This is a genomic window from Desulfosporosinus fructosivorans, assembly GCF_004766045.1.
Lineage (GTDB): Bacteria > Bacillota > Desulfitobacteriia > Desulfitobacteriales > Desulfitobacteriaceae > Desulfosporosinus > Desulfosporosinus fructosivorans.
The window spans coordinates 1-25,066 of the sequence record NZ_SPQQ01000024.1 but is presented as its reverse complement, the minus strand read 5'-3'; the positions used below and the strand labels follow the sequence as shown (position 1 = coordinate 25,066).

General features: G+C 39.2%; 25 protein-coding genes. 22 read left to right on the top strand and 3 right to left on the bottom strand.

Translation table 11 applies throughout. The features are described 5' to 3' along the window. The first annotated feature begins 221 nt into the window (after window positions 1-221). From E4K67_RS28050 to E4K67_RS28040, 3 genes are all read left to right on the top strand, one after another. Window positions 222-2,135, top strand: a complete 1,914-nt coding sequence (locus E4K67_RS28050; RefSeq protein ID WP_135552810.1) for a cell wall-binding repeat-containing protein — start codon at window positions 222-224, stop codon at window positions 2,133-2,135. Window positions 2,136-2,286: 151 nt separating this feature from the next. Next, window positions 2,287-3,021 (top strand): SagB/ThcOx family dehydrogenase, encoded by a 735-nt coding sequence (locus E4K67_RS28045; protein WP_135552808.1) that lies wholly within the window; start codon window positions 2,287-2,289, stop codon window positions 3,019-3,021. Between the two features lie 163 nt (window positions 3,022-3,184). Further along, window positions 3,185-3,760 (top strand): nitroreductase family protein, encoded by a 576-nt coding sequence (locus E4K67_RS28040; protein ID WP_420841598.1) that lies wholly within the window; start codon window positions 3,185-3,187, stop codon window positions 3,758-3,760. Window positions 3,761-3,838: 78 nt separating this feature from the next. On the opposite strand, the gene E4K67_RS28035 is transcribed toward E4K67_RS28040, so the two are convergent. Next, window positions 3,839-4,336 (bottom strand): hypothetical protein, encoded by a 498-nt coding sequence (locus E4K67_RS28035; RefSeq protein WP_135552806.1) that lies wholly within the window; start codon window positions 4,334-4,336, stop codon window positions 3,839-3,841. Window positions 4,337-4,948: 612 nt separating this feature from the next. Here E4K67_RS28035 and E4K67_RS28030 point away from each other — a divergent pair. From E4K67_RS28030 to E4K67_RS27960, 15 genes are all read left to right on the top strand, one after another. Next, window positions 4,949-5,794, top strand: coding sequence for an ATP-binding protein (locus tag E4K67_RS28030; RefSeq protein ID WP_135552804.1), 846 nt, complete (start codon window positions 4,949-4,951; stop codon window positions 5,792-5,794). Window positions 5,795-6,086: 292 nt separating this feature from the next. After that, the gene (locus E4K67_RS28025; protein ID WP_135552802.1) at window positions 6,087-6,851 is read left to right on the top strand and encodes a S1C family serine protease; all 765 of its coding nucleotides are present in this window, start codon (window positions 6,087-6,089) and stop codon (window positions 6,849-6,851) included. Window positions 6,852-7,159: 308 nt separating this feature from the next. Next, entirely contained in the window at window positions 7,160-7,468 is a 309-nt protein-coding gene (locus tag E4K67_RS28020; RefSeq protein WP_135552800.1) for a zinc-ribbon domain containing protein, read from the top strand. Window positions 7,469-7,715: 247 nt separating this feature from the next. Beyond that, window positions 7,716-9,455, top strand: coding sequence for a cell wall-binding repeat-containing protein (locus E4K67_RS28015; protein WP_135552798.1), 1,740 nt, complete (start codon window positions 7,716-7,718; stop codon window positions 9,453-9,455). A 758-nt stretch (window positions 9,456-10,213) separates the two neighbouring features. Next, complete coding sequence (locus E4K67_RS28010; protein WP_135552796.1) at window positions 10,214-10,885, top strand: 4Fe-4S dicluster domain-containing protein; 672 nt, start codon at window positions 10,214-10,216, stop codon at window positions 10,883-10,885. 19 nt (window positions 10,886-10,904) lie between these two features. Further along, a complete protein-coding gene (gene nrfD, locus E4K67_RS28005; RefSeq protein ID WP_135552794.1) occupies window positions 10,905-11,759 on the top strand; it encodes an NrfD/PsrC family molybdoenzyme membrane anchor subunit in 855 nt (284 codons plus the stop codon). Between the two features lie 345 nt (window positions 11,760-12,104). Next, a complete protein-coding gene (locus E4K67_RS28000) occupies window positions 12,105-12,332 on the top strand; it encodes an arsenate reductase family protein (protein ID WP_135552792.1) in 228 nt (75 codons plus the stop codon). Window positions 12,333-12,444: 112 nt separating this feature from the next. Then, window positions 12,445-12,837, top strand: coding sequence for an iron chaperone (locus E4K67_RS27995; RefSeq protein ID WP_135552790.1), 393 nt, complete (start codon window positions 12,445-12,447; stop codon window positions 12,835-12,837). Window positions 12,838-13,056: 219 nt separating this feature from the next. Beyond that, a complete protein-coding gene (locus E4K67_RS27990) occupies window positions 13,057-13,530 on the top strand; it encodes a VanZ family protein (RefSeq protein WP_135552788.1) in 474 nt (157 codons plus the stop codon). A 197-nt stretch (window positions 13,531-13,727) separates the two neighbouring features. After that, on the top strand, window positions 13,728-14,579 hold the full coding sequence (locus tag E4K67_RS27985) for a DMT family transporter (RefSeq protein ID WP_135552786.1): 852 nt from the start codon (window positions 13,728-13,730) through the stop codon (window positions 14,577-14,579). Between the two features lie 478 nt (window positions 14,580-15,057). Beyond that, window positions 15,058-15,258 (top strand): hypothetical protein, encoded by a 201-nt coding sequence (locus E4K67_RS27980; protein ID WP_135552784.1) that lies wholly within the window; start codon window positions 15,058-15,060, stop codon window positions 15,256-15,258. A 192-nt stretch (window positions 15,259-15,450) separates the two neighbouring features. Continuing rightward, window positions 15,451-16,614, top strand: coding sequence for an NAD(P)/FAD-dependent oxidoreductase (locus E4K67_RS27975; RefSeq protein WP_135552782.1), 1,164 nt, complete (start codon window positions 15,451-15,453; stop codon window positions 16,612-16,614). 308 nt (window positions 16,615-16,922) lie between these two features. Further along, the gene (locus tag E4K67_RS27970; RefSeq protein WP_135552780.1) at window positions 16,923-17,480 is read left to right on the top strand and encodes a class I SAM-dependent methyltransferase; all 558 of its coding nucleotides are present in this window, start codon (window positions 16,923-16,925) and stop codon (window positions 17,478-17,480) included. A 190-nt stretch (window positions 17,481-17,670) separates the two neighbouring features. Continuing rightward, window positions 17,671-18,255 carry a GNAT family N-acetyltransferase gene (locus E4K67_RS27965; RefSeq protein WP_135552779.1) on the top strand — a complete coding sequence of 195 codons (585 nt, stop codon included), beginning with the start codon at window positions 17,671-17,673 and terminating at the stop codon, window positions 18,253-18,255. A gap of 102 nt (window positions 18,256-18,357) precedes the next feature. Beyond that, the gene (locus tag E4K67_RS27960) at window positions 18,358-18,633 is read left to right on the top strand and encodes a hypothetical protein (RefSeq protein ID WP_135552777.1); all 276 of its coding nucleotides are present in this window, start codon (window positions 18,358-18,360) and stop codon (window positions 18,631-18,633) included. Between the two features lie 15 nt (window positions 18,634-18,648). Here E4K67_RS27960 and E4K67_RS30345 read toward each other — a convergent pair whose 3' ends face one another. Together E4K67_RS30345 and E4K67_RS31240 are read right to left on the bottom strand one after the other, a co-directional pair. Beyond that, window positions 18,649-18,816, bottom strand: coding sequence for a hypothetical protein (locus tag E4K67_RS30345; protein ID WP_199242677.1), 168 nt, complete (start codon window positions 18,814-18,816; stop codon window positions 18,649-18,651). Between the two features lie 149 nt (window positions 18,817-18,965). Next, a complete protein-coding gene (locus tag E4K67_RS31240) occupies window positions 18,966-19,100 on the bottom strand; it encodes a hypothetical protein (protein WP_274594919.1) in 135 nt (44 codons plus the stop codon). 1,060 nt (window positions 19,101-20,160) lie between these two features. On the opposite strand from E4K67_RS31240, the gene E4K67_RS27955 reads away from it, so the two are divergent. The 4 genes from E4K67_RS27955 to sstT all read left to right on the top strand — a co-directional run bounded on the left by E4K67_RS27955 (window position 20,161) and on the right by sstT (window position 24,690). Beyond that, window positions 20,161-20,481 carry a DUF6897 domain-containing protein gene (locus tag E4K67_RS27955; protein WP_135552775.1) on the top strand — a complete coding sequence of 107 codons (321 nt, stop codon included), beginning with the start codon at window positions 20,161-20,163 and terminating at the stop codon, window positions 20,479-20,481. A gap of 303 nt (window positions 20,482-20,784) precedes the next feature. Continuing rightward, window positions 20,785-21,975, top strand: coding sequence for a glycine C-acetyltransferase (locus E4K67_RS27950; protein ID WP_135552774.1), 1,191 nt, complete (start codon window positions 20,785-20,787; stop codon window positions 21,973-21,975). Window positions 21,976-22,061: 86 nt separating this feature from the next. Beyond that, window positions 22,062-23,024, top strand: a complete 963-nt coding sequence (locus E4K67_RS27945) for an NAD-dependent epimerase/dehydratase family protein (RefSeq protein WP_135552773.1) — start codon at window positions 22,062-22,064, stop codon at window positions 23,022-23,024. Window positions 23,025-23,457: 433 nt separating this feature from the next. Further along, the gene (sstT, locus tag E4K67_RS27940; protein WP_135552772.1) at window positions 23,458-24,690 is read left to right on the top strand and encodes a serine/threonine transporter SstT; all 1,233 of its coding nucleotides are present in this window, start codon (window positions 23,458-23,460) and stop codon (window positions 24,688-24,690) included. Window positions 24,691-25,066: the final 376 nt, after the last annotated feature.

Below are 25,066 nucleotides of genomic sequence, written 5' to 3'. Positions count from 1 at the left end.
CCTTTGCTCTCTTTGTTCTTAAACGGACAAGGAGAAAGGAATTGTTTAATGTGAAATTTATTTTCACGTACAAATTAAAAAAAGGTAAAATGAATTATTATGACGAATATTTAGCTTTGGGACAATAGAGAAATTAGAGCGAACAAGTTCGCCTTAAAACTATGAGACAGAATTACAATATTCTAGAAGAAGACTTAAGACGAGAGGAGAAAATTCATCACATGAGAAAAACTAAAAAATCCCTAGCTATATTAGCTATAGCCGGTATGGTGCTGACAATGCTCCCTATTAATGCATTTGCTGCAGGAGCGGTCCCAACTCGCTTATCTGGTACAACTGCTGAACAAACTGCAGTTAAGATTGCTGACCAAACAGGGTGGACAGGAACTGCAATTCTTGCTTCCTCAACTTCTTATGGCATGGTTGATGCACTGACCTCGGGTCCCCTTGCTTCCTATTTGAAAGCGCCAATCCTTCTGACCGGAGCTGGAAAAGTCCTTGACCCCACTACAAAAGACGAGCTTGTAAAACTTGCTGTTACGAAAGTTTATGTTACTAGTGGGACTGCTGTAATAAGCCAAGCAGTTCTCGATGAGTTAGTTACTATGAATATTACGGTTATCCCTCTAGGTGGATTTGATCGCTCTGCCACATCGGTGAACATCGCTTCGAAAATGGTTGGAGTAACGAAAGTTGCTGTGGCTAACGGCTTGCAAGATGCACTCTCTATCGCGGCGCTTGCCTCTGCTGCCAATGAGCCCATTCTTCTAACTGATAAAGATGCTCTTCCTAATAGTGTAGCAAGCTTCTTAGCTGCTAATCCTGGCATTACAACAAGTGATGTTATTGGTGGAACAGGCATCATCAGCGACGCTGTCAAAGCAATGGTGCCAAATGCAAATCGTCATGCTGGTTACACCGCTTATGACACGAATAACCAAATCATTCAAGACTTTAACGCTTCTTTGACGTATGAGAATGTCTATTTGGCTAATGGCGTGACTGGGATTGATGCTCTTTCCGGTGCACCACTTGCAGCTCAAACTAAGTCCGCTATTGTTCTTACTGACGGTGTTGGGACTCCTGCAGCAGGAGCCTTTGTGTTAAGCAAAATGTCTGCTAACAGTGTTGTAACAGCACTTGGTGGAGAAGCTGTAGTTAGTGAGAGTCAACGTCGTCTTGGAGTTGGTGCGATTGATACAAGTGTACAAACCTCAATTTTAGGTAAAAAAATTGAGGCTATGGCAAATAGATATGATATACCTCCAGCACTACTCAAAGCCATTGCCTGGATGGAGAGCGGATGGAAACAATATAAAGTGGATCCAACGAATGGACTACCTTTAACAGATCAACCTTTTATCGCAAGCGATGGTGGAATTGGGATTATGCAAATTTCCCCAGCCAATTATCCCGAATACGACGTGGCTAAACTGAAAAGCGATCTCGATTATAACCTTGAAGTGGGTTGCCAAATTCTTAATAATAAATGGCGAGCGAATCCCAAGATTGGGGATGGGAACCGCAATGTTTTAGAAAACTGGTATTTTGCCGTATGGGGCTATAATGCTTGGACCGAACAGAATAACCCGAATTACTTTACCGGTGAAGATGCCTATCAGGACAAGGTGTTTGGCCTGCTGGGGCAGAAGTACAACACCGCAATTACGTTCGCTCCAGGTGCAACAAAACTTCCAAAATCCCTTTTGCCTCTTGTAAGTCCTCCCAGTCGCTCCAGCTGCTGGAGTACGCCAACTCCCGTGCATATCGGGGATCTGGCGTTCGATCCAGAATCGCTGATTACTAACGGAGATTACTGGTACAATTTTCATATTGATCTCCAACCTAGAGGCGATTATTACGTACAAGGCTTAGGATTTTATATTACCGCCTATAATAGTCCGTTGGTCACGGTTGCGGATAAGACAATTGTCTCACAGAAAATCCTTAGTTCCTATGACAAACTCTTAGATGAAGCTGATGCGTTGGCCATTGAGGACAAAGATACTTCGTACGCTACTGCGGCAAAATACTACTGGACCGTTCTACAAGGGCCGAGCTTGGATCCCAAGATCACAGATCGGGCTAGAACTGGCTATCAGAGTGCCTCAGCAAAAGCTGTACTAGAAAAGTAGTCCTAAACAGGCCCGCCGCAAGGTGGGTCTGTTTAGTAGGTTTTGAGGTCTGTAGTACCCGGCATCTTGTGATTGACACCCAGTAGAAAATGATAATAATGTCATATCAGTTCGAGCAGACTAATGCAAAGAGATAATAGGAGTTGAAATAATGGACGAGACAGGACAACAGTTCCTTAATCGAACAAAACATTGCAATCTTGGTCCATCAGATCAGTATTTAGGTAAGCCTCAACCACCGATCCAATTGGAATACGACAAGGCCCAACCAATAATTAAACTGCCCAAACCAAGTAAAATAGTAACTGAGTTTGTGGATTCTCGAAAAATCGTTGAGCAACGTATAAGTTTAAGAAAATATTCCATAGAACCTTTGACGATGGATCAACTTTCTTATCTACTATGGTGTACACAAGGAGTTAAAAAAGTTTTCCAAGGAACAGCAACATTACGTAACGTCCCATCGGCGGGGGCTCGCCATGCGCTTGAAACCTATCTGCTGATCAATAATGTCGAAGGAATTAAGCCAGGGTTATATAGATTTTTAGCATTGGAACACGGTTTAATTGGCGTTTCATTGGACCAAGATATAGCTGATAAGATTACAAAGGCTTGTTTGAACCAGAACTTTGTTAAATCCAGTGCAGTAACTTTCCTTTGGGTCGCGGTACCCTACAGAATGAATTGGAGATACGGAGAAAGAGGCTATAGGTATTTGTATCTCGACGCCGGACATGTTTGTCAAAACTTATACATAAGTGCCGAATCTGTTAATTGTGGAACCTGTGCAATAGCTGCTTATTCAGACGATGAGTTGAATCAGCTACTTGGACTTGATGGAAAGGAACAATTCGTAATATATTTGGCGACTGTCGGGTCTAAATGAACGCTTAGAGTCAACCACGGTAGGATTACTAATGATAGAACCTTTTTTATAAAAAAGGAGCGTTATCCGATGAAACTGATATAAAACGAAGACTGGTGTTGACTAATCCCATCGTTTATGCGGATATTCCAAATATAAAATAAATGAAAAGAGGAATATAAGAATGATGATTCGTGAACTTATCGAAAAAAACCGGACCTATCGGCGGTTTTATCAGGATGTAGAGGTAAGTCAGGAGACTTTGAGAGAACTCATAGACTTGGCAAGGCTTTCTTCTACGGGGGGGAACCTTCAGTCGTTAAAGTTCTTTTTATCCCAGACGCACGAAACTAATACTCTGATTTTCAAAACACTAAAATGGGCGGGTTACTTTAAAGATTGGGACGGACCAGAGGAAGGAGAGAAGCCTAGCGCTTACGTAGTCGTGCTTCATGATCAAAGAATCAGTAAAGGTTTCTTTTGGGATCAGGGGATTGCTGTCCAGAGCATTTTGCTGGGTGCTACTGAAAAAGGGTTGGGGGGATGCCAATTTAATTCAGTAGATCGTGTCACCCTAGCCCAAGTACTAACCTTACCTGATCATTTTGAAATCTTGACTGTGATTGCTATAGGGAAACCAAAAGAGGTGGTGGTCATAGAGGAACTAAGCGAATCCGGAAACATTAAATATTGGCGGGATCAACAAGGAATTCATCATGTGCCCAAACGTGCTCTAGATGACTTGATTTTCAACTTATAATTATGAATAACAATTCACTTACTCCGCTGGCTCTGCTAGCGGGGTTACTTAGATGTAGATCTTTTACTTTATACGAGTTCACTCACCCTTTGACTTATATGTACGCATTAATTTATTTCTTTTAACTAGCACTAGTTTATCTTGATCTAGCACCTTGGTAAAGAAAGCCAAAGCAAAACCGAACACGATATGCGCGATAAGTGTAATAACCACGCCAGTTGGCTCTTGTGGCAATTTATCCTCAACTGTTTGTCCAAGCAATGTACCAAAGACGATTACCCAAACCACTAAACCAAATCCCACTCCCTTTGTCCATAGGTTTTTCGGACCAAAAAGGTAAATTACATAGACAAATACTATTCCCAAAAGTGAGGTAAATGTAATGTCAGCAATGGCGCCTACAATATAAGCTAACTTATGATAAAGGTACTCCTTTTGGATAAAGCGAGTAGCTACAATCTGCCAAAATACAACCTTTGTGAACCCAAACACCCAAAAGGTATAATTAGTTATTAACTTTAGAGAATCGGCTAGTATGCCGATTACTGCTCCTATTAAAATTTTATCCTTAAACAAAAAAGGTTCCTCCTTTATTAAGTAGAATATCTGATTTTCTTTTTGAAATAAACATATTTATTGACATTTAAAAATAAGCTTCTACAAAGATGTTTTAATTTTATTCTTAAGTATCTTGTGCTTTATTGAAAGTATTTATGTTGTTGAAATTTACATTTTATACAACGTGAATATGTTCCTTGGCATATAAGAGATTGAATATACCAATGTATAACTTATTAGATACAATTGTCGAAAGGATTGAATTTATGAAAATATTTGACGCAATCATAGAACCTCTGTCTGCATAAAAGGAATAGAAAGCAATTAGACGAATTATAAAATGATTTAATTGTGCATAAGTGAGAGGGACACTATTTTTTTGAATATTTAACGTTGAAAGAGCACCCCATGACTATTTTGCAAACGACAGCAGTTGTAGCTTCAATAGCAATTCAGAGAAAGGTTTCAAAGCAGAATATTATCGGAAGCACTACATTTCGTATTGATTAAAGAAATTAAGCATGGAAACCCTAGAAACTTCTGATAATGAACACAGTTGGCCCTTGTATTTGGCAAAGATTAAGTATCTAGGGTACGAGCGGAATGTATTGTAACAGAATGGAGTTTTACATGATTACATTAAGATTCCACAGCATTGGAGATTGGGAAAGCTATGTAAATATGAAAAGCGAATTGATTGATTTGAAAGCTCAAAAACTAATTCTACAGGGAATGGTTGATGACAGAGCGAAGGAGCTGAAACAAGAGATTGATAAAAGAGAACGCATTGAACATGAAGTTGCTAAACTAGAACGGCTTAACATCATCGGCCAATTAGCAGCTGGACTTGGCCACGAAGTTCGAAATCCAATGACTACTATAAGAGGCTTTCTCCAAATGCTTCAGAACAAAACTGATTTGCTTACATACAAGAGCTATTTCGACCTGATGATCGAGGAACTCGATAGAACCAATTCGATAATCACAGGTTTTTTATCTCTAGCCAAGAATAAACCAACCGAGTTCAAACGACAATCCTTAAACAAGTTATTAGATAACCTATTTCCCCTACTACTGGCCGATGCCTATAACCAAGGTAAGAAGTGTGTCTTTGAACCAGGAGATTTAGCTGACCTTGATATTGACACAAATGAAATTACTCAACTAGTGTTAAACCTTGCTCGTAATGGGTTAGAGGCAATGCCCCTGAATGGGTGCCTGACTATTAACACATATATGGAAGGAGAATGCATAGTCCTACGTGTGAGCGACGAAGGTACGGGCATTGATGCAGAGAATCTATTAAAACTGGGGACTCCATTTTTTACGACTAAAGAAAGTGGCACGGGTCTGGGCTTACCAATGTGTTTCAGTATTGCTGATAGGCATAATGCGGCAATAGAAGTTAAATCTGATCCTGATGGAACTACTTTTTTGGTCCGTTTCCCGCAACCGATGGAGATGAACATTTCCTAATCACTTCTTGTGACATAGATACATTTATAAAAAGTGTGTAGCAGTTGTATCGCTTTCATATTTATATTGATAAAATTAAGAATCTTTTCCTAAAGTGAATAGGGAAAGATTCTTCGTGTTTAGACAACGTATCAGAATTAGTCAATTCAAATCGCTTAAATAAGTTGTCCATGAACATGGAATGTATAATAAAAAATTAGGAGTTAAATATAAGGCGTAGCTATGCGGAACTATTCAATATATAATCCAAACAGAGATAAAATATGAACCAGCTGAAAATCAGGAGGCAACAATGAACGATGACGAATTAATGGATGAAGAGCCTGGCGATGAACTTGGAGACGAAATGTTGAACAATAAAAAACCTGGCTACTTTAGAAAACTAGTAACCCTTCTGGTTTTATTAGCGTTTATAGCTATTTCTGTACCTAATTTCCCTTTTCTCTTCTCGGATACATTGAACTTTTTGGAACAAAATAGGGCTTTAAAGGAAGACGAAATCGTTCAACGATGCAAGCCCGCAGTAGTAAGTATAGAAGCAACGGTTGCGAATGGGCTTTTCAATACTGAGGTAAAACGGGGTACTGGGTTTAATATATCCCCAACAGGTACGATAATAACTAATCAACATATTGTAGTCAATGCCAGTACGATTACTATTCGCTTTGGTGATGGAACGGTGTATTACTCCAAAAAATACGAGGTCATCCCAGATGTAGACATAGCTATTATTCAGATAGAAGGAAGTGCTCTCCCCACGATAGCACTTAACACAAAAGACAGGGTTCAAACTGGTGATACCGTGACTATTATCGGTAATCCGTTGGGATATGAGAAGATATCGCAGAGAGGAGAAGTAGGTCAATTTTATAGTGTGAAGAATAGCCTAAATCAGATTTTTGATATCAATATACCTATTAATCCAGGTAACAGCGGTAGTCCCGTCTTAGATAATCAGTCCAAGGTGATAGGTGTTATCTTTGCTAGCACTAGTGTCGAAATAAATGGAAAATCAGAGCCGAGGGCTTTAGCGATTCCTGTTCAGGTTTTGCCATAGGAATAGTGAACTCGTTTTAGTTAAAGCTGAACAGTTCCACTTCTACCCCCGCCAAAGTGAAAATGGAACACCCACTTTAGAAGGGGGTATCTTGGAATGGATTGACTCAATATCCGCAAATTTCACGAACTTGTCTTCAATTTTATCGCAGGCTCGTTAGATTTGACATATTTTATTTTTTCAGTTATACTTATTAAAGCTCGTTGTAACTAGTGGATTAAAAGCTTACCTTCTCTATTGCCTAAGGCTTCAGGAAGTTGTGAACTTGCCATGTAGCACGGGTAAATAATTAGTGGAGGTTTTTTATAATGTTTAATGACAAGATTTTAAATTGCAGAGACTGTGGTCGGGATTTCGAATTTTCAGCTTCTGAACAAGAGTTCTATGCTGAAAAAGGGTTTACTAACGAACCTGGACGTTGCCCTGAGTGCCGTGCAGCTAAAAAAGCACAAACCAGAAACCAAGGCGGCGGTGGCTATGGCCGTCAAGAACGCGAAATGTTCCCAGCTGTTTGCGCTACTTGCGGAATTGAAACTACTGTTCCTTTCCAACCGTCTGGCGACAAACCTGTATATTGCCGTGAGTGCTTTCAACCTCGCTCACGTAACAACTATTAATCGTTAATAGAAGAGATACCCTCTTAGGACTAACGTCTGGGAGGGTATCTTTTTTATAACCATTTATAGATTATGGAGGCTTCTCTCAGAATAATCAACCCTCATCGAAGATTTTTCATTGATATTCGTTTAAATGGGACACTATTGGTATTTAAAAATACGTTAATACAATGCTCATTTCGACACACTTAACTCCTTCAATATGAGATAATCTTCCAGATGGTCATTTGAAGGAGTGTAGGATAAGATGAACAGAAAGATAATTGCATTAATCTTAATCTCATGTAGCTGCCTTGCAGGAGCACCAGCTTTTGCTACTACTAATCTAAGTTCAGTTGCTGAATTACCACAAGTAAATAGTCCCAATAGGCTTTCAGGAGATACAAGATTTGAAACTGCCAAGGTTATCGCTGAGTATTATGGCAACGGAAAAGTTCAGAATGTAATCCTTTCAACTGGAAATGGATTTGCTGATGCATTATCGGCAAGTGTCCTGGCCCACGAAAAGGAAGCCCCTATACTATTAGTTGATTCTTCTGTTGATAGCTCTAAGGAAGCATTTGATTATGTCATTCAACATCTTGATCCAAGTGGAACAGTTTATATCATTGGTGGTTCAGGGATAATTGGCACGGAATTTGAGACGAAATTTAATGACCTTGGATTCAAAAATATTGTTAGGATTGCCGGGATGGACAAGTATGATACATCTTATAAGATAGCCAGTTCACTTAAGGATATAAGTCTAGCTACTGTCGTGATATCCTCTGGAGAACAATACCCTGATGCTCTAAGTATCTCAAGTTTTGCCGCTAATAAAGGCTGGCCGATACTATTATCTCCTCACGATACACTTCCTCAAGAAATGAAAATTTTTTTACTGGATAAGAAGCCTTCGAAAGTATACATAACTGGGGGAGTAGGAGCGATCTTAGACAATGTAAAATCTGAAATAACTAGTTTGTTGCCGCAGGCTAATGTCGAACGGTTGTCTGGACAATCTCGGTTTGATACGAATGTTATCATTTCAGAAACCTTTGCACTGAATCCATCAACAATATATCTAGCCACAGGGTACGGTTTTGCTGATGCATTGGCAGGTAGTGTTGTGGCGGCCCAAAAGGGAGATCCCATTATATTAATTGACCCTTCTGTACCAACATTGCCAAAATCAGTAGCCAGTTACTTAGGAAGACTTTATGCTAACAATTTAAGTCCAAAGGTAGTCTCTTTTGGTGGCAGTGGAGTTGTAACGGATGAGCTAATAATAAGTTCAAGAGACCTAATTTCGGGAACAGCGAAAGAAACTAGTATTTATTCTATAGCCGATATAACTGCAACGGTCACTCAAAAGCAAGACTATTCTTTACCTACAACTGTTCAAGCTAGGCTTTATAACAGTGATACTATTGATGTGCCGGTTCAGTGGAATCCCACGTTTGTAGGTACCGGCACCATAGGTTCAAGTGTTTATGATGGCGTGGTAGACGGATACGGCAAAGCAATCAAGCTAAATCTAACCGTCAAAGAACCAGGGCCAATCGCTCAATATTCAACTCGCTTTGACTCAACACAGGTCAATCGTACGGAGAACATTCGTCTTGCTGCAAAGGCTCTCGATGGAAAACTATTAGCACCTGGAGAAAGGTTCTCCTTCAATAATAGTGTAGGAGAAAGAATTGCTGAGGCGGGGTATAAAGAGGCGCTGATCATCGAAGGAAACACCTTCACCCCGGGTCTCGGAGGAGGAGTCTGCCAAGTTTCTTCCACACTCTATAATGTCGTTCTTCTTGCTGATTTAGAAATTCTTGAACGACATAGTCATTCTCTGCCCGTAAATTATGTTCCTCCCGGGCGTGATGCAACCGTAAGTTTTCCTATTCTTGATTTTAAATTCAAAAATAGTACAGACGCTCATCTGCTAATCCGTAGTTTCGTAGATGGAAATACCTTAACCTTTCAGCTTTATAAAAAGGAAGGGAATTGATGGAAACCCGTACACCTCTTCAATGGGGTTATAGTCCCCCCACCAATTCTCTTCCATCCCTCAATCAAAAAAAGAAATAATTGCAGTTTGTGACGATATGGCTGTCGCGGGCATAGGGATGAGGATATGCTCCAATATAGAATAAATCTCAGGGCCGGTTACCGCTTGGTAACCGGCCCTATTGAACACTAATGGCAACAAAATCATTTCACTGACTAATGGGATGTCTTCCTTTGTCAATCTGTTTACGGATATTTAGACATAGATTGATGAAAGTAGCTTTATCGAGTTCTACAGATTGCTCAGGTAATGTGTAAGCAGGTAACCCTTTATCATTCTTGACATCGAAAATTAAAATTTTTTATTCTGATCAGAAATATATTTAAACTCAATTTTATTTTTTATAAAAACCAATGAATCCGACATAGCGCAACCTTCTTTCTTGATCAAATCGTGAGACTCCTACTTCTACTTGTGGGAGTGGTCACCCGCACCTTGCTTCGGTGAGTGTAGACATCCTTCTCAATGTTCAACTATTGGAATGAGTTAACTTTGTTTTAGTATATCATAACTTTTGAGAATCATTGTCATCACCTCTTTTCAAGTTGCCAATTTATTTATATTCTGACAAATAATGCACACCATTGAGAACGATGTCGAATTATGTTAGACTAGCTGAGTAAGAGAATTGTGCATTTAACAACAAGCGTCATATGGGCGACTTTGTTTGTTCAAATGCGAAAAGGAGCTGTGAAGAGATGTCACGTAATAAGTTTGTAACTTTATCCCGGCGTACCGTGATAAAAGGTGGAATACTGTTAGGAACGGCTATTGCAATTGGTGTAATACCAACAAAGATTTTACAGGCTGAAGAAAAAGTCGGAGTCGGAGTCGAAGAAGGCGTAGCAACGAACCCCAAAATGCAAGTTGGTTTTAGTTACGATGAAGGAAAATGCATCAAATGTGAGGCGTGCGTGAAAACTTGCCAAGCGAATTACAATTGGGAGACAGAGGCCCCGTGGAGAAAGCTTCTTAAAAACTCAGAGGGCGACGCTTTATCCATGAGTTGTAATCACTGTGCTGACCCAGCTTGTGCCAAAGTTTGTCCAGTTGCAGCTTATTCCAAACGGGAGAGTGACGGGATTGTCATTCAGAACTCTGCTAAGTGTGTTGGTTGTGGCTATTGTAGCTATGCATGTCCTTATCATGCGCCTAATATCCAAAAACAATTAGGGGCTGTTTCGAAATGCCATTTTTGTTATGAGTTGCAGGATGCAGGAAACGTTCCTTTATGTGTAGGGGTTTGTCCTACTCAGGTACTGACTATGGGGGATATGAAGGAATTGTCTAAAAAGGGAGATCTAAATTATAAAGGGCTTCCTAATACTGATATTACGCACCCATCTATGATTGCGATTCCTAAGGAATAATTAACTGGAGGGATTAAAAATGGGACATTGGGGTTGGCTCATTGCCATATATTTGTTTTTAGGTGGACTTGGCGCAGGTGCATATCTATCTTCATTTGCGGCGGAAAAAGGCTTTTTAGGCAAAATAACTAATTTGAATCGTGTGGGCTATTATGTTTCAGCACCCCTTGTAGCAATTGGAGCCCTGTTATTGATCACAGATTTGGGGCAAGGTCTAAAGAAACCCTGGCTAATCATCAATATGTTTTTAAATTATACATCTGTGATGACATGGGGTATTTATATACTGACAGGTTTTATCTTTGTCGCTTTTATTAAATCGTACTTTGTATGGAAGAAGAGACAAGCTCCAGCGGCGTTATCTTATGTTGGCGCAATATTAGCGTTATCGACAGCAGCTTATACCGGAATGCTTTTAAGTGTAATAGAGGGAGTACCCTTTTGGAACTCGTATCTAATGCCGATAATTTTTGTAATATCAGCACTTTCAACCGGTTTATCGTTGACCTCATTATTGGCGCATTTATTCGAACAAAATACAGTCCATGATACACGGGTTTCAAAAGTCCATTTATGGCTCGTTAGCGCTGAACTTATTGTCGTCGCTGCTTTCTTTGCGTTCATATATGCAGGAAACCAAGGAGCAGCTATGTTATCCGCGAACCTACTACTCACTGAATCTCTTGCGATACCTTTCTGGCTCTTGTTTGTCATAGTTGGGCTCATTGCCCCCTTGATATATTACGTTGTAGGAAAAGGGAAAAGCCAGAATATCTTATTGCTTTCTGATGGAGCGGTGATGGTCGGTGGAATGACTTTGCGATATTTGGTTGTCTTTGCGGCACTTCCAGTCTGGAATGGACTGTTGAGTTAACCACCGATTTAGAAGGTGTCCGCACAATTTCTGATCAAAGATCCTACTAAGGCTTTTTACTATCTGGTTGGAGGGGCAGTAAGGAAACTTAGCCCAAAGTCGCCTAAAACAAATGGTTTTAGGCGACTTTTTATGCAATAAGCATCGCTAAAATGGTATAATTCAAGGGAATATTTACGCTATACTACAGAATTCCAAGAGAGACTTGTCAGTGAGGAGGCAAAATAACAATGGTAACATTTTATTGTTTTCCCCAGTGAACAACTTGTCGTAAAGCGGAAGCGGGTCTTCTGCGACAGCATGTTAAGTATGAATACCGGAACATTGTAAAAAAAACTACTCACAATGGAAGAACTGGTTGAATTAGCTAAACTAGGGGGAATTTCGGTCCAGGGACGGCTAAACAAGCGGAGCAAAACGTACAAAGAATTAGGGAAAGAGCTAGAGGTATCCAACGAATTTGATGTTGCCAATTTTCTTATGATTAATCCAAAAGCTATAATTCGCCCTTTGGTTACAGGGAACAACAAGCTAATTTTGGGTTTTAAGGCAGACGTTTACAAAGAACTGTGAATAAAGATAAACTAAAGATCACAGTGAGGATAATCCAAAGACACAATGGTCATGATTATCCTGATAGATAAATGATAGTTGCTGAAAAAAGCTTATAAAAGAGGATAAAATTATGGAAGGTAACAAAAAGATCACGGCTAAGTCGATAGAGGAATATATTTCGGAATTTGCTCCTGAAATTCAAGAAATACTTAAAACGTTCAGAAAAGTCATAAAAGACTCTGCACCAGACGCGAATGAAAAGATAAGTTATCAAATGCCCACTTTTGCCTTACATGGTAATCTGGTCCATTTTGCTGCTCATAAAAATCATATAGGATTTTATCCAGGTCCTAGCGGAATTGAGGCATTTAAACAAGAATTATCGAAATATAAAGGAGCGAAAGGTTCAGTACAATTTCCTTTAGAAAAGCCACTGCCTTATCAATTAGTAAGCAAGATAGTTGAATTTAGAGTTGCTGAGAATATAAAACAAGCAGAAGGGAAATTGAAAAAGAAGAAATAATCATTTTGCGTTCACAGAGGTATGGCCAATGTCATCATTTCCTTATTTAAGGAGATGTTTTCCTTTGGCCATCTGGTTACGAATTTGAACAAGAACAATGAAAATACCTATTATCAGTAATAAACAATAATAGACGGGCAGTAGATCAGAGAAACGGAACTGAGGGGTATGTAGAAATCCTCTGTGGTTGACTGACAGCATGGAAAAAGGAGCTCCTAGATGACAGACCAAACAAGCGATAAGCCCCAGCGATTGAATACAAGATTATGGAGCCGAGTTTATCGGCTAATTTTTTTAGGTTACATAACAGTTCTTGCTTGGGAGCTTTTTCTTGGGAAATATCGTTCTCATGGTGGTTCTAGACGCTATAATTTAGAGCCCCTGAAGACAATCGTGGGGTATATTAAGAATTATGAAAGTTTTGGAGTAAGTATCCTCCTTATTAATCTGGTAGGTAATATAGTGGCTTTTATGCCTATGGGATTTTTATTACCTTTGGTTTTTAAACGAACGGAACGATTGATCGTTATAATGCTAATAGCCTTGCTCACCAGTATTACCGCTGAAGTATGCCAATATATATTTAATGTCGGAGGTTTGGATATCGACGATGTACTACTCAATACGATTGGTGGGGTATTAGGCTACCTAATTTACAAATTGGTAGGAACAGGAACAAAATACAAAAAGTAACTTACTAAAGGATTACCAGAATTAATAGAAGACAAAGGGAGAGGGTATGCCGATTGGTGGTAAAAGTCCATTAACGGGTAGGAATAAAGAGAATAATGGCGGAGGGGTTAGATGAAAGCAATTGTTAGGAACACTATTCAGTGGAAACGAGCGTTTAATCAAGCTGCAGGCTTTACTAAGGTTAATGTTCAGCGCATATGAATGCAAAAGCTAGGAGTTTAACGGAAATTCATTTAGCAGTCCTGTTATTTGGTCTATCAGGGTTATTCGGAAAACTAATAATACTTTCACCAACCATTATTGTTCTAGGGAGAGTTTTATTTTCGAGTATATTTCTGATGATGATTATCCTTTATCTTAAGAAGGATGTGAAACTTAAAAAGAAAAAGCATTATTTGTATTTAATAATGATGGGTATAATTTTAGCGCTTCATTGGAGTGCTTTCTTCAAATCGATTCAGGTATCTACAGTGGCAATAGGATTATTAACATTTTCAACATTCCCTGTTTTTGTAACTTTTTTGGAGCCATTTTTTTTCAAAGAAGAAATTAAGTTGTCCGATAGTTTGACCGCAGTTGTAACTTTATTTGGGGTAATGCTAGTTATTCCAGCCTTAGAGTTGGGGAATAATTTAACTCAAGGGGTTATATGGGGAATCATATCCGGACTCACATATGCAATTTTATCGATGCTGAACAGGAAATTTGTGAAAGAGTACTCCAGCTTTGTTATTGCTTTTTATGAACAATTTATTGCGACACTTGTCCTAATTCCTTTTTATTTTTTACTACGCCCAGTTATAAATCTTAAGGATATATTACTACTTGTGGTCTTGGGCGTTATCTTTACTGGAATTTCTCATTTGCTTTTTATAAATAGTTTGAAAAATCTCAAGACACAAACGGCTGGAATAATCTCTAGCCTTGAGCCGGTTTATGGCATAATCTTTGCGGTTTTTATCATAAGGGAAATACTAGACTTACGAGAAATCTTAGGAGGAATTGTGATTTTAAGTACTGTTTTTTATAGCACTCTTAAAGCAAAGTGATACTACTGAAAGGTAGAAGACACAATTAATAATATAAAAGAGGTAGGTAATAAAGGGAGAGCTAAAGCAAAAAAGACGGTTAAACCGAAAATAAAGAAAATGAGTATTTTGAATAATTAATTAACTATAACCAGAATTGATTATGGCCATATAGATTTGCTATAGACTTGGTTTGCCCATAATGTTAGACTTTATGAGAGGAGTATAATATGTGTGCATAAAGCTTCAATATACTGCAAAGTAACATTTGTGTGTATGGACACTGTATTATTTTCTCAGAAACATCTGACCACATGATTCATGGTATAAGTATATAGGCGTATGTTATGAGCGATCCTTGACCCCTTGCACTTGGAAATATTACGCTGAGTCTAGTGAAATTAATCACGTTAAGAACCGTAAGAATTTGTTTATTTCTTATCCAGCTGAAGAGGTATTCTAAACAGTTGTATTTGTTCGAAGAAAGGGGAGGGTGAATATGATCGAATCTAAAAAAAAGTTCTTCTTCCGGAACGAATGCCTATTCGAAGTTGGGGATCGCGTAGAGACGTGTAATCACTGCATAGGAACAGTTGTACGAGTTGATCGCGACGAAATTGGGGTCTTTATTGTAGTACGGTTAGATATTATACCTGGTGAATTTGCATACGACCCCGGTGATCTGGAAAAAATTCAATAAAAAAATTCTACATTTCAATTGCAGAAATGTATTAAGGACCTTACTATTACGGTAAGGTTCTTAAATTTACGTGAGATAGGTTTTTCCCTGTGGAGTATACCGAATTTGTTGAATTTCTAGAGGATATGTTATGCTTAATTGAGTAGAACCAATCAATATCCATATTACTCATCTTTAAAGGCGGGAAACTTAATGCACATAAGTAGTAAACAGCTTAAGCCAGATATAATTATCATCGGTGCTGGTATTATTGGATTAAGCATTGCTTATCACCTTCTGGAAACAGATCCCAAACTATCGATAACAATATTGGAAAAGGAAAAAATGCTAGGCCTGGGTTCCACGGGCAAAGGAACTGGCAGTATTCGCTACCAATTCAGCAGTCCGCTACTCCGTAGTCTGAGTCTTCTTAGCAGAGATTTCTTCCGAAATTTTGAGTCAGCGTTAGATACCCCGATCGAGTATTTGGAAAAGGGAGGCTTAATGTTGGCCTCTAATGAGGACTTGTGGAATGAACTGCAATTGACAAAGGAACAAGCTGATGCGGATGGCATACCTATGAAGTTACTAAAAGAGGAAGAACTGCTGAAAGATTTCCCCTATCTCCACAGAGGCCGTTTCTTGGGTGGAACATTTTGCCCATGGGATGCCTATGCTGACCCGTTTGCTGTTTTGGCAGGACTTTACTCTGCGGTACGACGAAAAGGTGCCGTCGTTCATTTCGGATGGGAAGCAATGAATATCATCATCGAAGGAGAGAGTATTCAAGGCGTCGAAACGAGGCAAGGGACTCTATGGGGCCAACTAATAGTGAATGCTGCCGGCCCGTATGCTGCCCAGTTAGCGGCGACAGCGGGGGTTAGGCTTCCTGTGCAGCCTTTTCGCCGTCAAGTTTACGTCTGCAGCAACCCTATAGATGTGCCACCTGCTACTCCGTTGCTGCTAGATTTGGCTACTGGTTTCTATTTGCATCAGGAAGTCAGTGCTAAGGCGATATTATTGGGGGGAACCGATCAATATACCTGGCCGGGATTTGAAGTAGTGGTTGATAAATCTAGGGCCGAAGATTTTTTTCTGGCAGCGATGGACATAGTCCCTTCGACCATCGATATAAAATGGCTGAGCACCTATACGGGTATATGCGAACAGACGCCTGATTTTTCCCCGATTATTGGCGAAGCACCAGGGTTACACGGCTTTATGTTGGCTAACGGGCTCAGTGGACATGGCTTTATGCATGCTCCCGCAACTGGGCGCATTGTGGCTGACCTAATTTTGAATGGCAGAACAGGACGGATCGACGTTAATTTAGTTCATCCGGATCGGTTTGTTAAAAACCCTGGGCATATTAAATAATTGTACACGGAGTTAGGTGCTTGTTAGACATTTAGATATCCATCGCACAATAATCTTCCGTTGACATTGAGTTAAAGCGAATAATTAGCATCATTTTGCTATTTTGAATTCAAACGGATAAACTGAAAGAAGCTATAGAATAATATGTATTAGGTGCATCAAAGGAAGATGAGCGGGTTTTAATATTCAAGGATTTATAGGTAATGGGATCATTGTCAATAACAAGCTTTATTTTTCAGTTGGGACAAATTAATCATACCTAGAAGATTATAACCACCAGATTTTACTTTAGTAAGGGGATAAATTAGATGGATAAGGATAAAATTATTAAATTTGAAAATCAATTGAGAATGGCAGAACTTGATCCAAAGAATTCATTAATTAGAGCAGGATTTACAGAAAAAATGATACTTTGTGACATTGGTGCTGGTACAGGGGTATTTACTTATCCCGCGACTGAAATAAGCAACAATGATATCTATGCGTTGGAAATATCCGATAGTATGATAGAATTACTTACGAATAGAATGGCTGAGCGCAATATTAAAAACCTAATAATAAAGAAGGTTGATTCGACTATCCTTCCAGTAGATAATAATAGCTGTGATATGGCGATCATGGTAACTGTATTTCATGAAGTAGAAAATAAAGAATTAATGATTAATGAGATCAAGCGAATTTTAAAGCAAAAGGGCAAGCTCATGATAATCGAGTTTCATAAGAGAAAAACACCAATGGGTCCACCAGTTGATCATAGGATAGCTGAAGAGTATGTAGAAGAAATGGGTAATAGTCGGGGATTAAAAACTACCGATAAATTTTCATTAGGAGATAATTTCTATTGCTTAATATTTGAAAGTCTTTAATTAAAGAAACGCAAGAATTGCTTTATCATGATATTGGGAAATTTGTAATGAGCACAATGTTACTTTAAATAGATTATATGGATAGTATGATAGATTGGGGTAAAAACCTAAATATGATAAAGCTGCTCTCTAAAAACAAGAGCAGCTTTATCTATATAATAGTTCGAAAAACTTTTGGGGGCGACATATTATGTCCAATTACAGCATCCGTCGTATGGAACTTGATGAACTTAAGGCTTTCTATCAACTAATTGTACGGGATTTTTCTCAGGGAGAATATGCACCGTATTCGATAATATATCAACATCTTCAAGGTGGCCTTCAAAAGGCGCTGATCTTCTGTGAAGGCGAAAAGGATATTGCCTATTCAGTCTGTACAGACAGCCATGAAAATAACTATGTTCTGATTAGTCTTTTGGCTGTTTTTAAGGAGTATAGGGGACAGGGCATAGGATCTGCGTTTTTGAAAAGACTGCGACTTATGTATCGAGATAAACAGGTTCTTCTTGTGGAAGTGGAACGGCCAGACCAGGCCAAAACTCCAGCGGATGCAGATTCACGCAGGCGTCGCATTGAATTTTACGAAAGAGTAGGATTTTACCTTATCGAGGGCGTGGATTATTCAATCTGGGATATTCCAATGTATCTAATGGCACTGCCACTGGTGGCGTCCAAGGAAACAATCAATCGTGAGATTAAAAGGTCCATGTATGAACTATATCTCAGTCTGATGGGAGAAACGTTAATTCATAAGATGCAAATTACAGAGAGTTAATCACCTAGTGCCCGATGCGATCCTTGATAGACCCTATATGTTTTGTTATACTCTGTATACGGCGTTGTCGCTGAATTTATGGTAAATGAGGAAAAAAACTACATGACCACACTTCTATTGGTTTCAAGAAGCGTATTTCTAATTTCCGTAGGACTTTATCTCTATTACTTCTCTCGACGCAAGAAAAATGATGTGGTAATTCAAACGTGGCTTACCATTGTTGTTGGGATGTTTGCTGGCTTAGTTAGTGCACTCGTAGACGTGAATCTCGGAAATTATACTTGGGACTCCGTGCGGATTAGCTTTTTTCTGTATTCTGGGATTATTATTTATTCTTTGTGGAAATTATTCCAAGAGTTAAAGAAACGGCGACATTAGGGTTAGTAACGGCAACTAAAACCTTGCCCATTCCACCACCAAGGCCGCTGCCTTGGCCAGCTCTTTTGCCATTCCTTGACTTTGACCAAATCCTGCTCCCATGCTACTCCCTATTCGAGCAGTACCAGTTCCGTCACAAGGTGCTTGATTTGTCTTTATTGAGTTGTAAGCGTCTGCTTGCACTGAGGGAGGTTACCATCGGTGACTATTTGGTCAAGGAGGACTTTCTTCTGTTCAAGAGTTAGAACAACAATAGCCAAAAGGAAACCAGTATATGAATTGATTGCCAATTGACATACTGGTTTCTGGTATGCACTTACTTATTAGTGCTTTTAGAAGATAACGCCCAATGCGATGAGAATCAAAATCGCAACTGCGATTATTCCTACTCCGACACCAGCAGCAACTGGAGCAACAGCCTGCGGACAACATGCTCCGCTCATTCCACCATAACCCATTCCGTACATGAAAAACTCCACCTTTCTAAACTTAGAATACGATTCCCATAGCGATCAGAAGAAGAATTATTACTACAACTGCAGCGATTCCTGCGCCAAGGCCATTTCCGCAACCGCATGTTGCTCCATCAACGTTTCCAAATGCCATTTGTATTTCTTCCCTTTCCAATAATACCCTATAATATGAAATGTTCGGTAAATACGGAACGTTTTGGTTAAAAATTAAAGTTGATACTGCTTTTTATTGGAAGATACTAAGTCGAGATAATGAGTTATAAGATCAAATGCGTTATGATATACTTAAATATTAGGTCTGAATATTATAGTAATGAGGAAGATAATGAAATGACAACACTTTTACTGATTTCAAGAGGCGTGGTTCTTATTTGCATAGCACTTTATGTGTATTTATTCTTTCAACGAAAGAGTAATTGTTGCAATTCAAATGTGGCTTATCATTGTTGTTGGAATGGCTGCTGGGGTGGCTGGCCAACTTATGGACGTGTATCTCGGAAATGCTAGATGGTCCTCAGCACAGTTCAGTTTTTATTTTTATATTGTTCTTATTATTTATTCTTCATGGAAATTAGTAGGAGAGTTAAAAAAACGAGGTTGTTAAGGCTAGTTGTTGCTTCTGGCGAAACTAAGGTGAATTAAACCATAGTGTTGTATATAGAAAGGAACACCTTCTTGGCGTTCCTTTTCTAAGGCGCTATATCGTTATATTTCATGAGGAAATAACGTAGCTCTAGCTTATCTAGACTCTATTTTAAATGTCTTCATGAAGTTTCTGTGCAATGACATGAACTCTGATCGTTTTTGTTTTAGATTAAGTAGAGAATTTCTAAAAACTAGTGGAATAATTGGATTCTCTTTTTACTGACTTTGACCGATAATTGATACATCTTCTAATGCGCATTTAAAAGCTGCATAATTTGTTATAAATACTACTCTAAGGAGCAAAGATGAGTTTTAATACCTTAAAAGTACCCCACACGACACTGAGCATGTTGTAAGTTGGGTTGAAAACGTTGAATCAATTCAATACTATGAATGAAGGATGAGGCTATTGGATACAGGATCATGGATTGCAATCTATATGCCACTGTTCATTATTTTTATAATTATTTTGCCACAGCAACGCGCAGCCCAGAAGGCAGTACTATTAAGAATTAAGAAGCGGAAAGGTAAAGGTGTTGTAAAGATGATAAACGAGCTCATCAAGAAATATATCGGCAAGAATTGCCAGATATCTACAGGGAATTTTAATAATAGTGTCAAGGGCAAAATTATTGATGTCAATGAAAATTGGCTTGAAGTAGAAACGAAAAAGGGTAAAGAACTTATTAATGCGGAGTTTATTATGAGCATTAAAATATTAGATGTGTGATTTCAAAGTTCTTATCTAAAGAATTAGGCCTCAAAGATTCCGAGTTTTTTGGAGTCTTTTTTTAATACAATCCTTTTATATTTTGGGTAAGACGTGAACTAATCCTAAGAGTATAAATATATATTTAAATATTCCACCTTAAATGTCTTTATAGGGTGGACATTTCGGAGATAAAATGGTACTTTAAAGAGGATATATTAAATATATTTAGAATAATATATCAAAGTGTCTCCGTGGTGAGGACATGTGGTTTTATAAACCATAGATTCAGTTAGCGGACATCAAATGGGGGGGATTTAATTTATGGATAGTAAAATATTACAAAGCTTTTTAAAAGAAAACCTGGCAGATTTGAAAAGTAAAGGGTTGTACAATGTGATCGATCCCTTAGAAAGTTCCAATGGCCCATTAATTAAAATTTGCGGAAAAGAAATGATCAACTTATCTTCAAATAATTATTTAGGATTGGCTACCGATCCTAGATTAAAAGCAGCGGCAATCGAAGCTATCAATAAGTATGGGGTCGGCGCAGGGGCCGTAAGAACAATTAATGGTACGATGGAACTTCATGTCAAATTAGAAGAAAAACTAGCTGCCTTTAAGCATACCGAAGCGGCTATTGCCTTTCAATCTGGCTTCAATTGTAATATGGGTGCTATTTCCGCTGTCATGGATAAGGATGACGCAATCCTGTCGGATGAATTAAACCATGCCTCTATTATTGATGGATGCCGCTTATCGAGAGCCAAAGTCATTGCCTATAAACATTCTGATATCGCTGATTTGCGAGCAAAATCGTTGCAGGCTAAAAAATCGGGTTTGTATAAGAAAATCATGGTAATTACGGACGGGGTCTTCTCAATGGACGGTGATATCGCTAAGCTGCCTGAGATTGTGGAAGTCGCCGAAGAACTTGATTTGATCACTTACGTCGATGATGCTCATGGTTCAGGCGTGTTAGGAGACGGGGTAGGAACGGTCAAACATTTTGGTTTATCCGACAAAATTGATTTTCAGATGGGTACTCTTTCTAAAGCTCTAGGGGTTATAGGTGGCTATGTAGCCGGCAAAAAAGAGTTAATTGATTGGCTGAAGGTGAGAAGCCGACCCTTCCTTTTCTCTACGGCGTTAACCCCTGGTGATGTCGCTGCTTGTATTACCGCTATTGACATTTTATCAAACAGTACAGAATTACAAAAACGGCTGTGGGAAAACGGAAACTATCTGAAAGAAGGGCTAAAAGGCCTGGGCTTTAATATTGGTGCAAGTCAAACCCCGATCACTCCGTGTATTATTGGGGACGAAATTCAAACTCAAATATTCAGTAGAAAGCTCTATGAAAATGGCGTCTATGCCAAGGCAATCATTTTTCCTACTGTTCCCAAAGGAACGGGCCGAGTGAGAAATATGCCGACAGCTGCTCATACCAGAGTAATGCTGGACCAGGCTTTAGTCATTTACAGAAAAGTTGGATTAGAAATGAAAATTCTGTAGAAATGAGCCATAGATTATTAGTCTTACTTCCATGAACCTGCCGGTTCACAAGGGGTATTACTTAAGAAATGAGCGGAGGTAGTATTATGAAAAAAATATTAGTTACCGGAGCCCTTGGGCAAATCGGTTCAGAGCTTATACCGAAATTACGCGACGTTTATGGAAATGACAATGTCATTGCTACTGATATTAGACAGGAGAAGCAGTTTTGGCTGACGCAGTCAGGTCCTCATGAAGCTCTGGATGTAACAAATGCTCAAGCTATGTTCGATATAGCCAAAAAATATCAAGTCGACACATTTATTCATTTAGCGGCACTGTTATCTGCAACGGCGGAAGCAAAACCCCTTTTTGCTTGGAATTTAAATATGGGAGGGCTCGTCAATGCTCTGGAAACGGCCAGAGAACTCCAGTGCCAATTTTTTACTCCAAGTTCGATTGGTGCGTTCGGGCCATCAACTCCCAAAGATAATACACCACAAGTTACGATCCAGAGACCGACAACCATGTATGGAGTAAATAAAGTGGCTGGTGAACTGCTGTGTGATTATTACAACCTTAAGTTCGGAGTGGACACCAGAGGAGTTCGTCTCCCCGGACTGATTTCCTATGTCACACCACCAGGGGGCGGAACAACAGATTACGCTGTCGAAATATATTATGAAGCCTTGAGAAAGGGACAATATACCTCTTATATCGCACAAGGGACCTATATGGATATGATGTATATGCCCGACGCGCTAGATGCAATTATTAAATTAATGGAGGCCGATCCTACTAGGCTTATCCACAGAAATGCTTATAACGTTACTGCTATTAGCGCTCAGCCAGATGATTTTGCAACTGAAATTAAAAAATCTCTACCAGCTTTTAAAATGGATTATAATGTTGACCCTATCCGTCAAGGTATAGCGGATAGTTGGCCGAATTCCATTGATCCTACAGCAGCTATTGCAGAATGGGGTTTTACAACTAACTATGATTTAGCAAAATTGACTTCAGATATGCTGCAGAAGATTCAACAAAAGTTAAGACAGAATGCAAGCTAGTGAGAAAACTATTGAGAGGTCTGCCGTCATGTCAGACCTCACTCCTTACTCGTATCATCTATTTTAAACTCCCACTTAATATGGGCGTGACCTAGTACTCTGATTTTGGCGTAAGTAGCGACTTAGTTGAGCGAGTTCACTTTCCGAGCCTTCAAATATCAGCTAAGCCATCCAGCTTGAGAATTCGCTATTATTAATATGCTAGTACATGGATAAAGAAAATCGTCGATTGGTAAACTACAACCATCATCATATTAGGGTTAAATTCCTCATCGACTCACCAGTGTTATTTGTGACCAAGGTGATGAATTCATGAGAAATGGGACAAGCTCTATGAGGCTTCGAAGGCTCGTTACCCGGAATCTGGACAGTAATAACAAGAAACTGCTGCGCTGTTTTGTTTCTATCTTAAATAATAGGAGGAAAAGTGATTATGAAAAATCTGATGAACAAGTGGAATCAATTGAGCTTGGTAAAACAAATAATTATAGGGTTGATTATTGGTATAATCTTAGCTGTAACAGTTCCAGACTTAGCAAAACCTATCACAATTTTTGGTTCTTTATTTGTGGGTGCTTTGAAAGGGATTGCCCCAATATTGGTTTTCTTCTTGGTCATGTCAGCCATCTCTCAACACAAGAGTGGTCATCAAACCAATATGAAATCTATTATCTTCCTTTATCTTTTAGGAACATTCTTAGCCGCAGTTGTGGCGGTTGCTGCAAGCTTTATATTTCCGGTAACCTTAACACTGGCGGCGGGCGCTAAGGATGTGATTCCTCCTGGAGGCGTAGTCGAGGTTCTCAAAGCATTACTGATGAATGTTGTTGATAACCCTGTGAAAGCACTATTTAATGCCAACTATATTGGTATATTGGCTTGGGCGTTAGTTCTTGGCGCTGCTTTAAAAAATGTGCCTGATACTACAAAAACGATGATTTCTGATTTTTCGGATGCCTTAACCCTAATGGTTAGATGGGTCATAAAGTTCGCGCCCTTAGGTATTATGGGTCTCGTATTTGATTCGATTGCTACAAGTGGACTCGGGGTCTTACTCAGCTATGGACAGTTACTTGCAGTTCTAATTGGTTGTATGGTCTTTATCGCTCTTGTTGTCAATCCAATTATTGTGTACGTAAATATTCGTAAAAACCCCTACCCACTAGTGTTTAGGTGCTTAAGAGAAAGTGGTATCACAGCATTCTTTACACGTAGCTCAGCGGCAAACATTCCTGTAAATATGACCTTGTGTGAAAATCTAGGTTTAGATAAAGATACGTATTCGGTATCCATTCCGTTAGGCGCTACCATCAACATGGCTGGCGCAGCGGTTACCATTTCTGTTATGACCCTTGCAGCGGTTCACACGCTTGGTATTGAAGTGGATATCGCTACGGCGCTAATCCTCAGCGTATTAGCAGCTGTAAGCGCTTGCGGTGCTTCAGGCGTAGCTGGAGGTTCGTTATTGTTGATTCCTCTAGCGGCGAGTTTATTTGGTATCCCAAATGATATTTCTATGCAGATAGTTGGTGTAGGCTTTATCGTAGGTGTTTTACAAGACTCTTTCGAAACGGCACTTAACTCATCCACAGACGCACTTTTCACAGCAACAGCTGAATTTGCTAAGTGGCGTAAAGAAGGAAAAGAAATCATTATTAATAAATAGAAACAACCCAAGGTATTGCTTTTACGCATATTGAAGTCCTCTATTCGTTGTATATGATCTGCGATAGAGGGCTTTCTCTTTTGAATAGGTGGATATGATCACTTAACTAGCGTTTTCGAGTAAATAAAGTTGACAACGCATTGCGGAAATGGTATTCTAACTGAGCGCCACGAAGACGCACACTGAATGAACAAGTGAGGGGTTAAACCTTCAAACTATTCAATCTAAACACAGTAAATTAGTCATTGACAACGCAAGTTGAAAATGCTAAGATTTAGATCCGGCCCAAACGGGTGCAGGGGATACAAACTCATAAACCATGGACTTTAATGGTCTTTGAAAACTAAACAACAAGGACAGCCAATGAGAGAAACTC

Bases quoted from the DNA above. Each gene is read 5' to 3' on its own strand.
- E4K67_RS28050 (WP_135552810.1), top strand. From the start codon at position 222: ATGAGAAAAACTAAAAAATCCCTAGCTATATTAGCTATAGCCGGTATG.
- E4K67_RS28045 (WP_135552808.1), top strand. From the start codon at position 2,287: ATGGACGAGACAGGACAACAGTTCCTTAATCGAACAAAACATTGCAAT.
- E4K67_RS28040 (WP_420841598.1), top strand. From the start codon at position 3,185: ATGATGATTCGTGAACTTATCGAAAAAAACCGGACCTATCGGCGGTTT.
- E4K67_RS28030 (WP_135552804.1), top strand. From the start codon at position 4,949: ATGATTACATTAAGATTCCACAGCATTGGAGATTGGGAAAGCTATGTA.
- E4K67_RS28025 (WP_135552802.1), top strand. From the start codon at position 6,087: ATGAACGATGACGAATTAATGGATGAAGAGCCTGGCGATGAACTTGGA.
- E4K67_RS28020 (WP_135552800.1), top strand. From the start codon at position 7,160: ATGTTTAATGACAAGATTTTAAATTGCAGAGACTGTGGTCGGGATTTC.
- E4K67_RS28015 (WP_135552798.1), top strand. From the start codon at position 7,716: ATGAACAGAAAGATAATTGCATTAATCTTAATCTCATGTAGCTGCCTT.
- E4K67_RS28010 (WP_135552796.1), top strand. From the start codon at position 10,214: ATGTCACGTAATAAGTTTGTAACTTTATCCCGGCGTACCGTGATAAAA.
- nrfD (WP_135552794.1), top strand. From the start codon at position 10,905: ATGGGACATTGGGGTTGGCTCATTGCCATATATTTGTTTTTAGGTGGA.
- E4K67_RS28000 (WP_135552792.1), top strand. From the start codon at position 12,105: ATGGAAGAACTGGTTGAATTAGCTAAACTAGGGGGAATTTCGGTCCAG.
- E4K67_RS27995 (WP_135552790.1), top strand. From the start codon at position 12,445: ATGGAAGGTAACAAAAAGATCACGGCTAAGTCGATAGAGGAATATATT.
- E4K67_RS27990 (WP_135552788.1), top strand. From the start codon at position 13,057: ATGACAGACCAAACAAGCGATAAGCCCCAGCGATTGAATACAAGATTA.
- E4K67_RS27985 (WP_135552786.1), top strand. From the start codon at position 13,728: ATGAATGCAAAAGCTAGGAGTTTAACGGAAATTCATTTAGCAGTCCTG.
- E4K67_RS27980 (WP_135552784.1), top strand. From the start codon at position 15,058: ATGATCGAATCTAAAAAAAAGTTCTTCTTCCGGAACGAATGCCTATTC.
- E4K67_RS27975 (WP_135552782.1), top strand. From the start codon at position 15,451: ATGCACATAAGTAGTAAACAGCTTAAGCCAGATATAATTATCATCGGT.
- E4K67_RS27970 (WP_135552780.1), top strand. From the start codon at position 16,923: ATGGATAAGGATAAAATTATTAAATTTGAAAATCAATTGAGAATGGCA.
- E4K67_RS27965 (WP_135552779.1), top strand. From the start codon at position 17,671: ATGTCCAATTACAGCATCCGTCGTATGGAACTTGATGAACTTAAGGCT.
- E4K67_RS27960 (WP_135552777.1), top strand. From the start codon at position 18,358: ATGACCACACTTCTATTGGTTTCAAGAAGCGTATTTCTAATTTCCGTA.
- E4K67_RS31240 (WP_274594919.1), bottom strand. From the start codon at position 19,100: ATGTACGGAATGGGTTATGGTGGAATGAGCGGAGCATGTTGTCCGCAG.
- E4K67_RS27950 (WP_135552774.1), top strand. From the start codon at position 20,785: ATGGATAGTAAAATATTACAAAGCTTTTTAAAAGAAAACCTGGCAGAT.
- E4K67_RS27945 (WP_135552773.1), top strand. From the start codon at position 22,062: ATGAAAAAAATATTAGTTACCGGAGCCCTTGGGCAAATCGGTTCAGAG.
- sstT (WP_135552772.1), top strand. From the start codon at position 23,458: ATGAAAAATCTGATGAACAAGTGGAATCAATTGAGCTTGGTAAAACAA.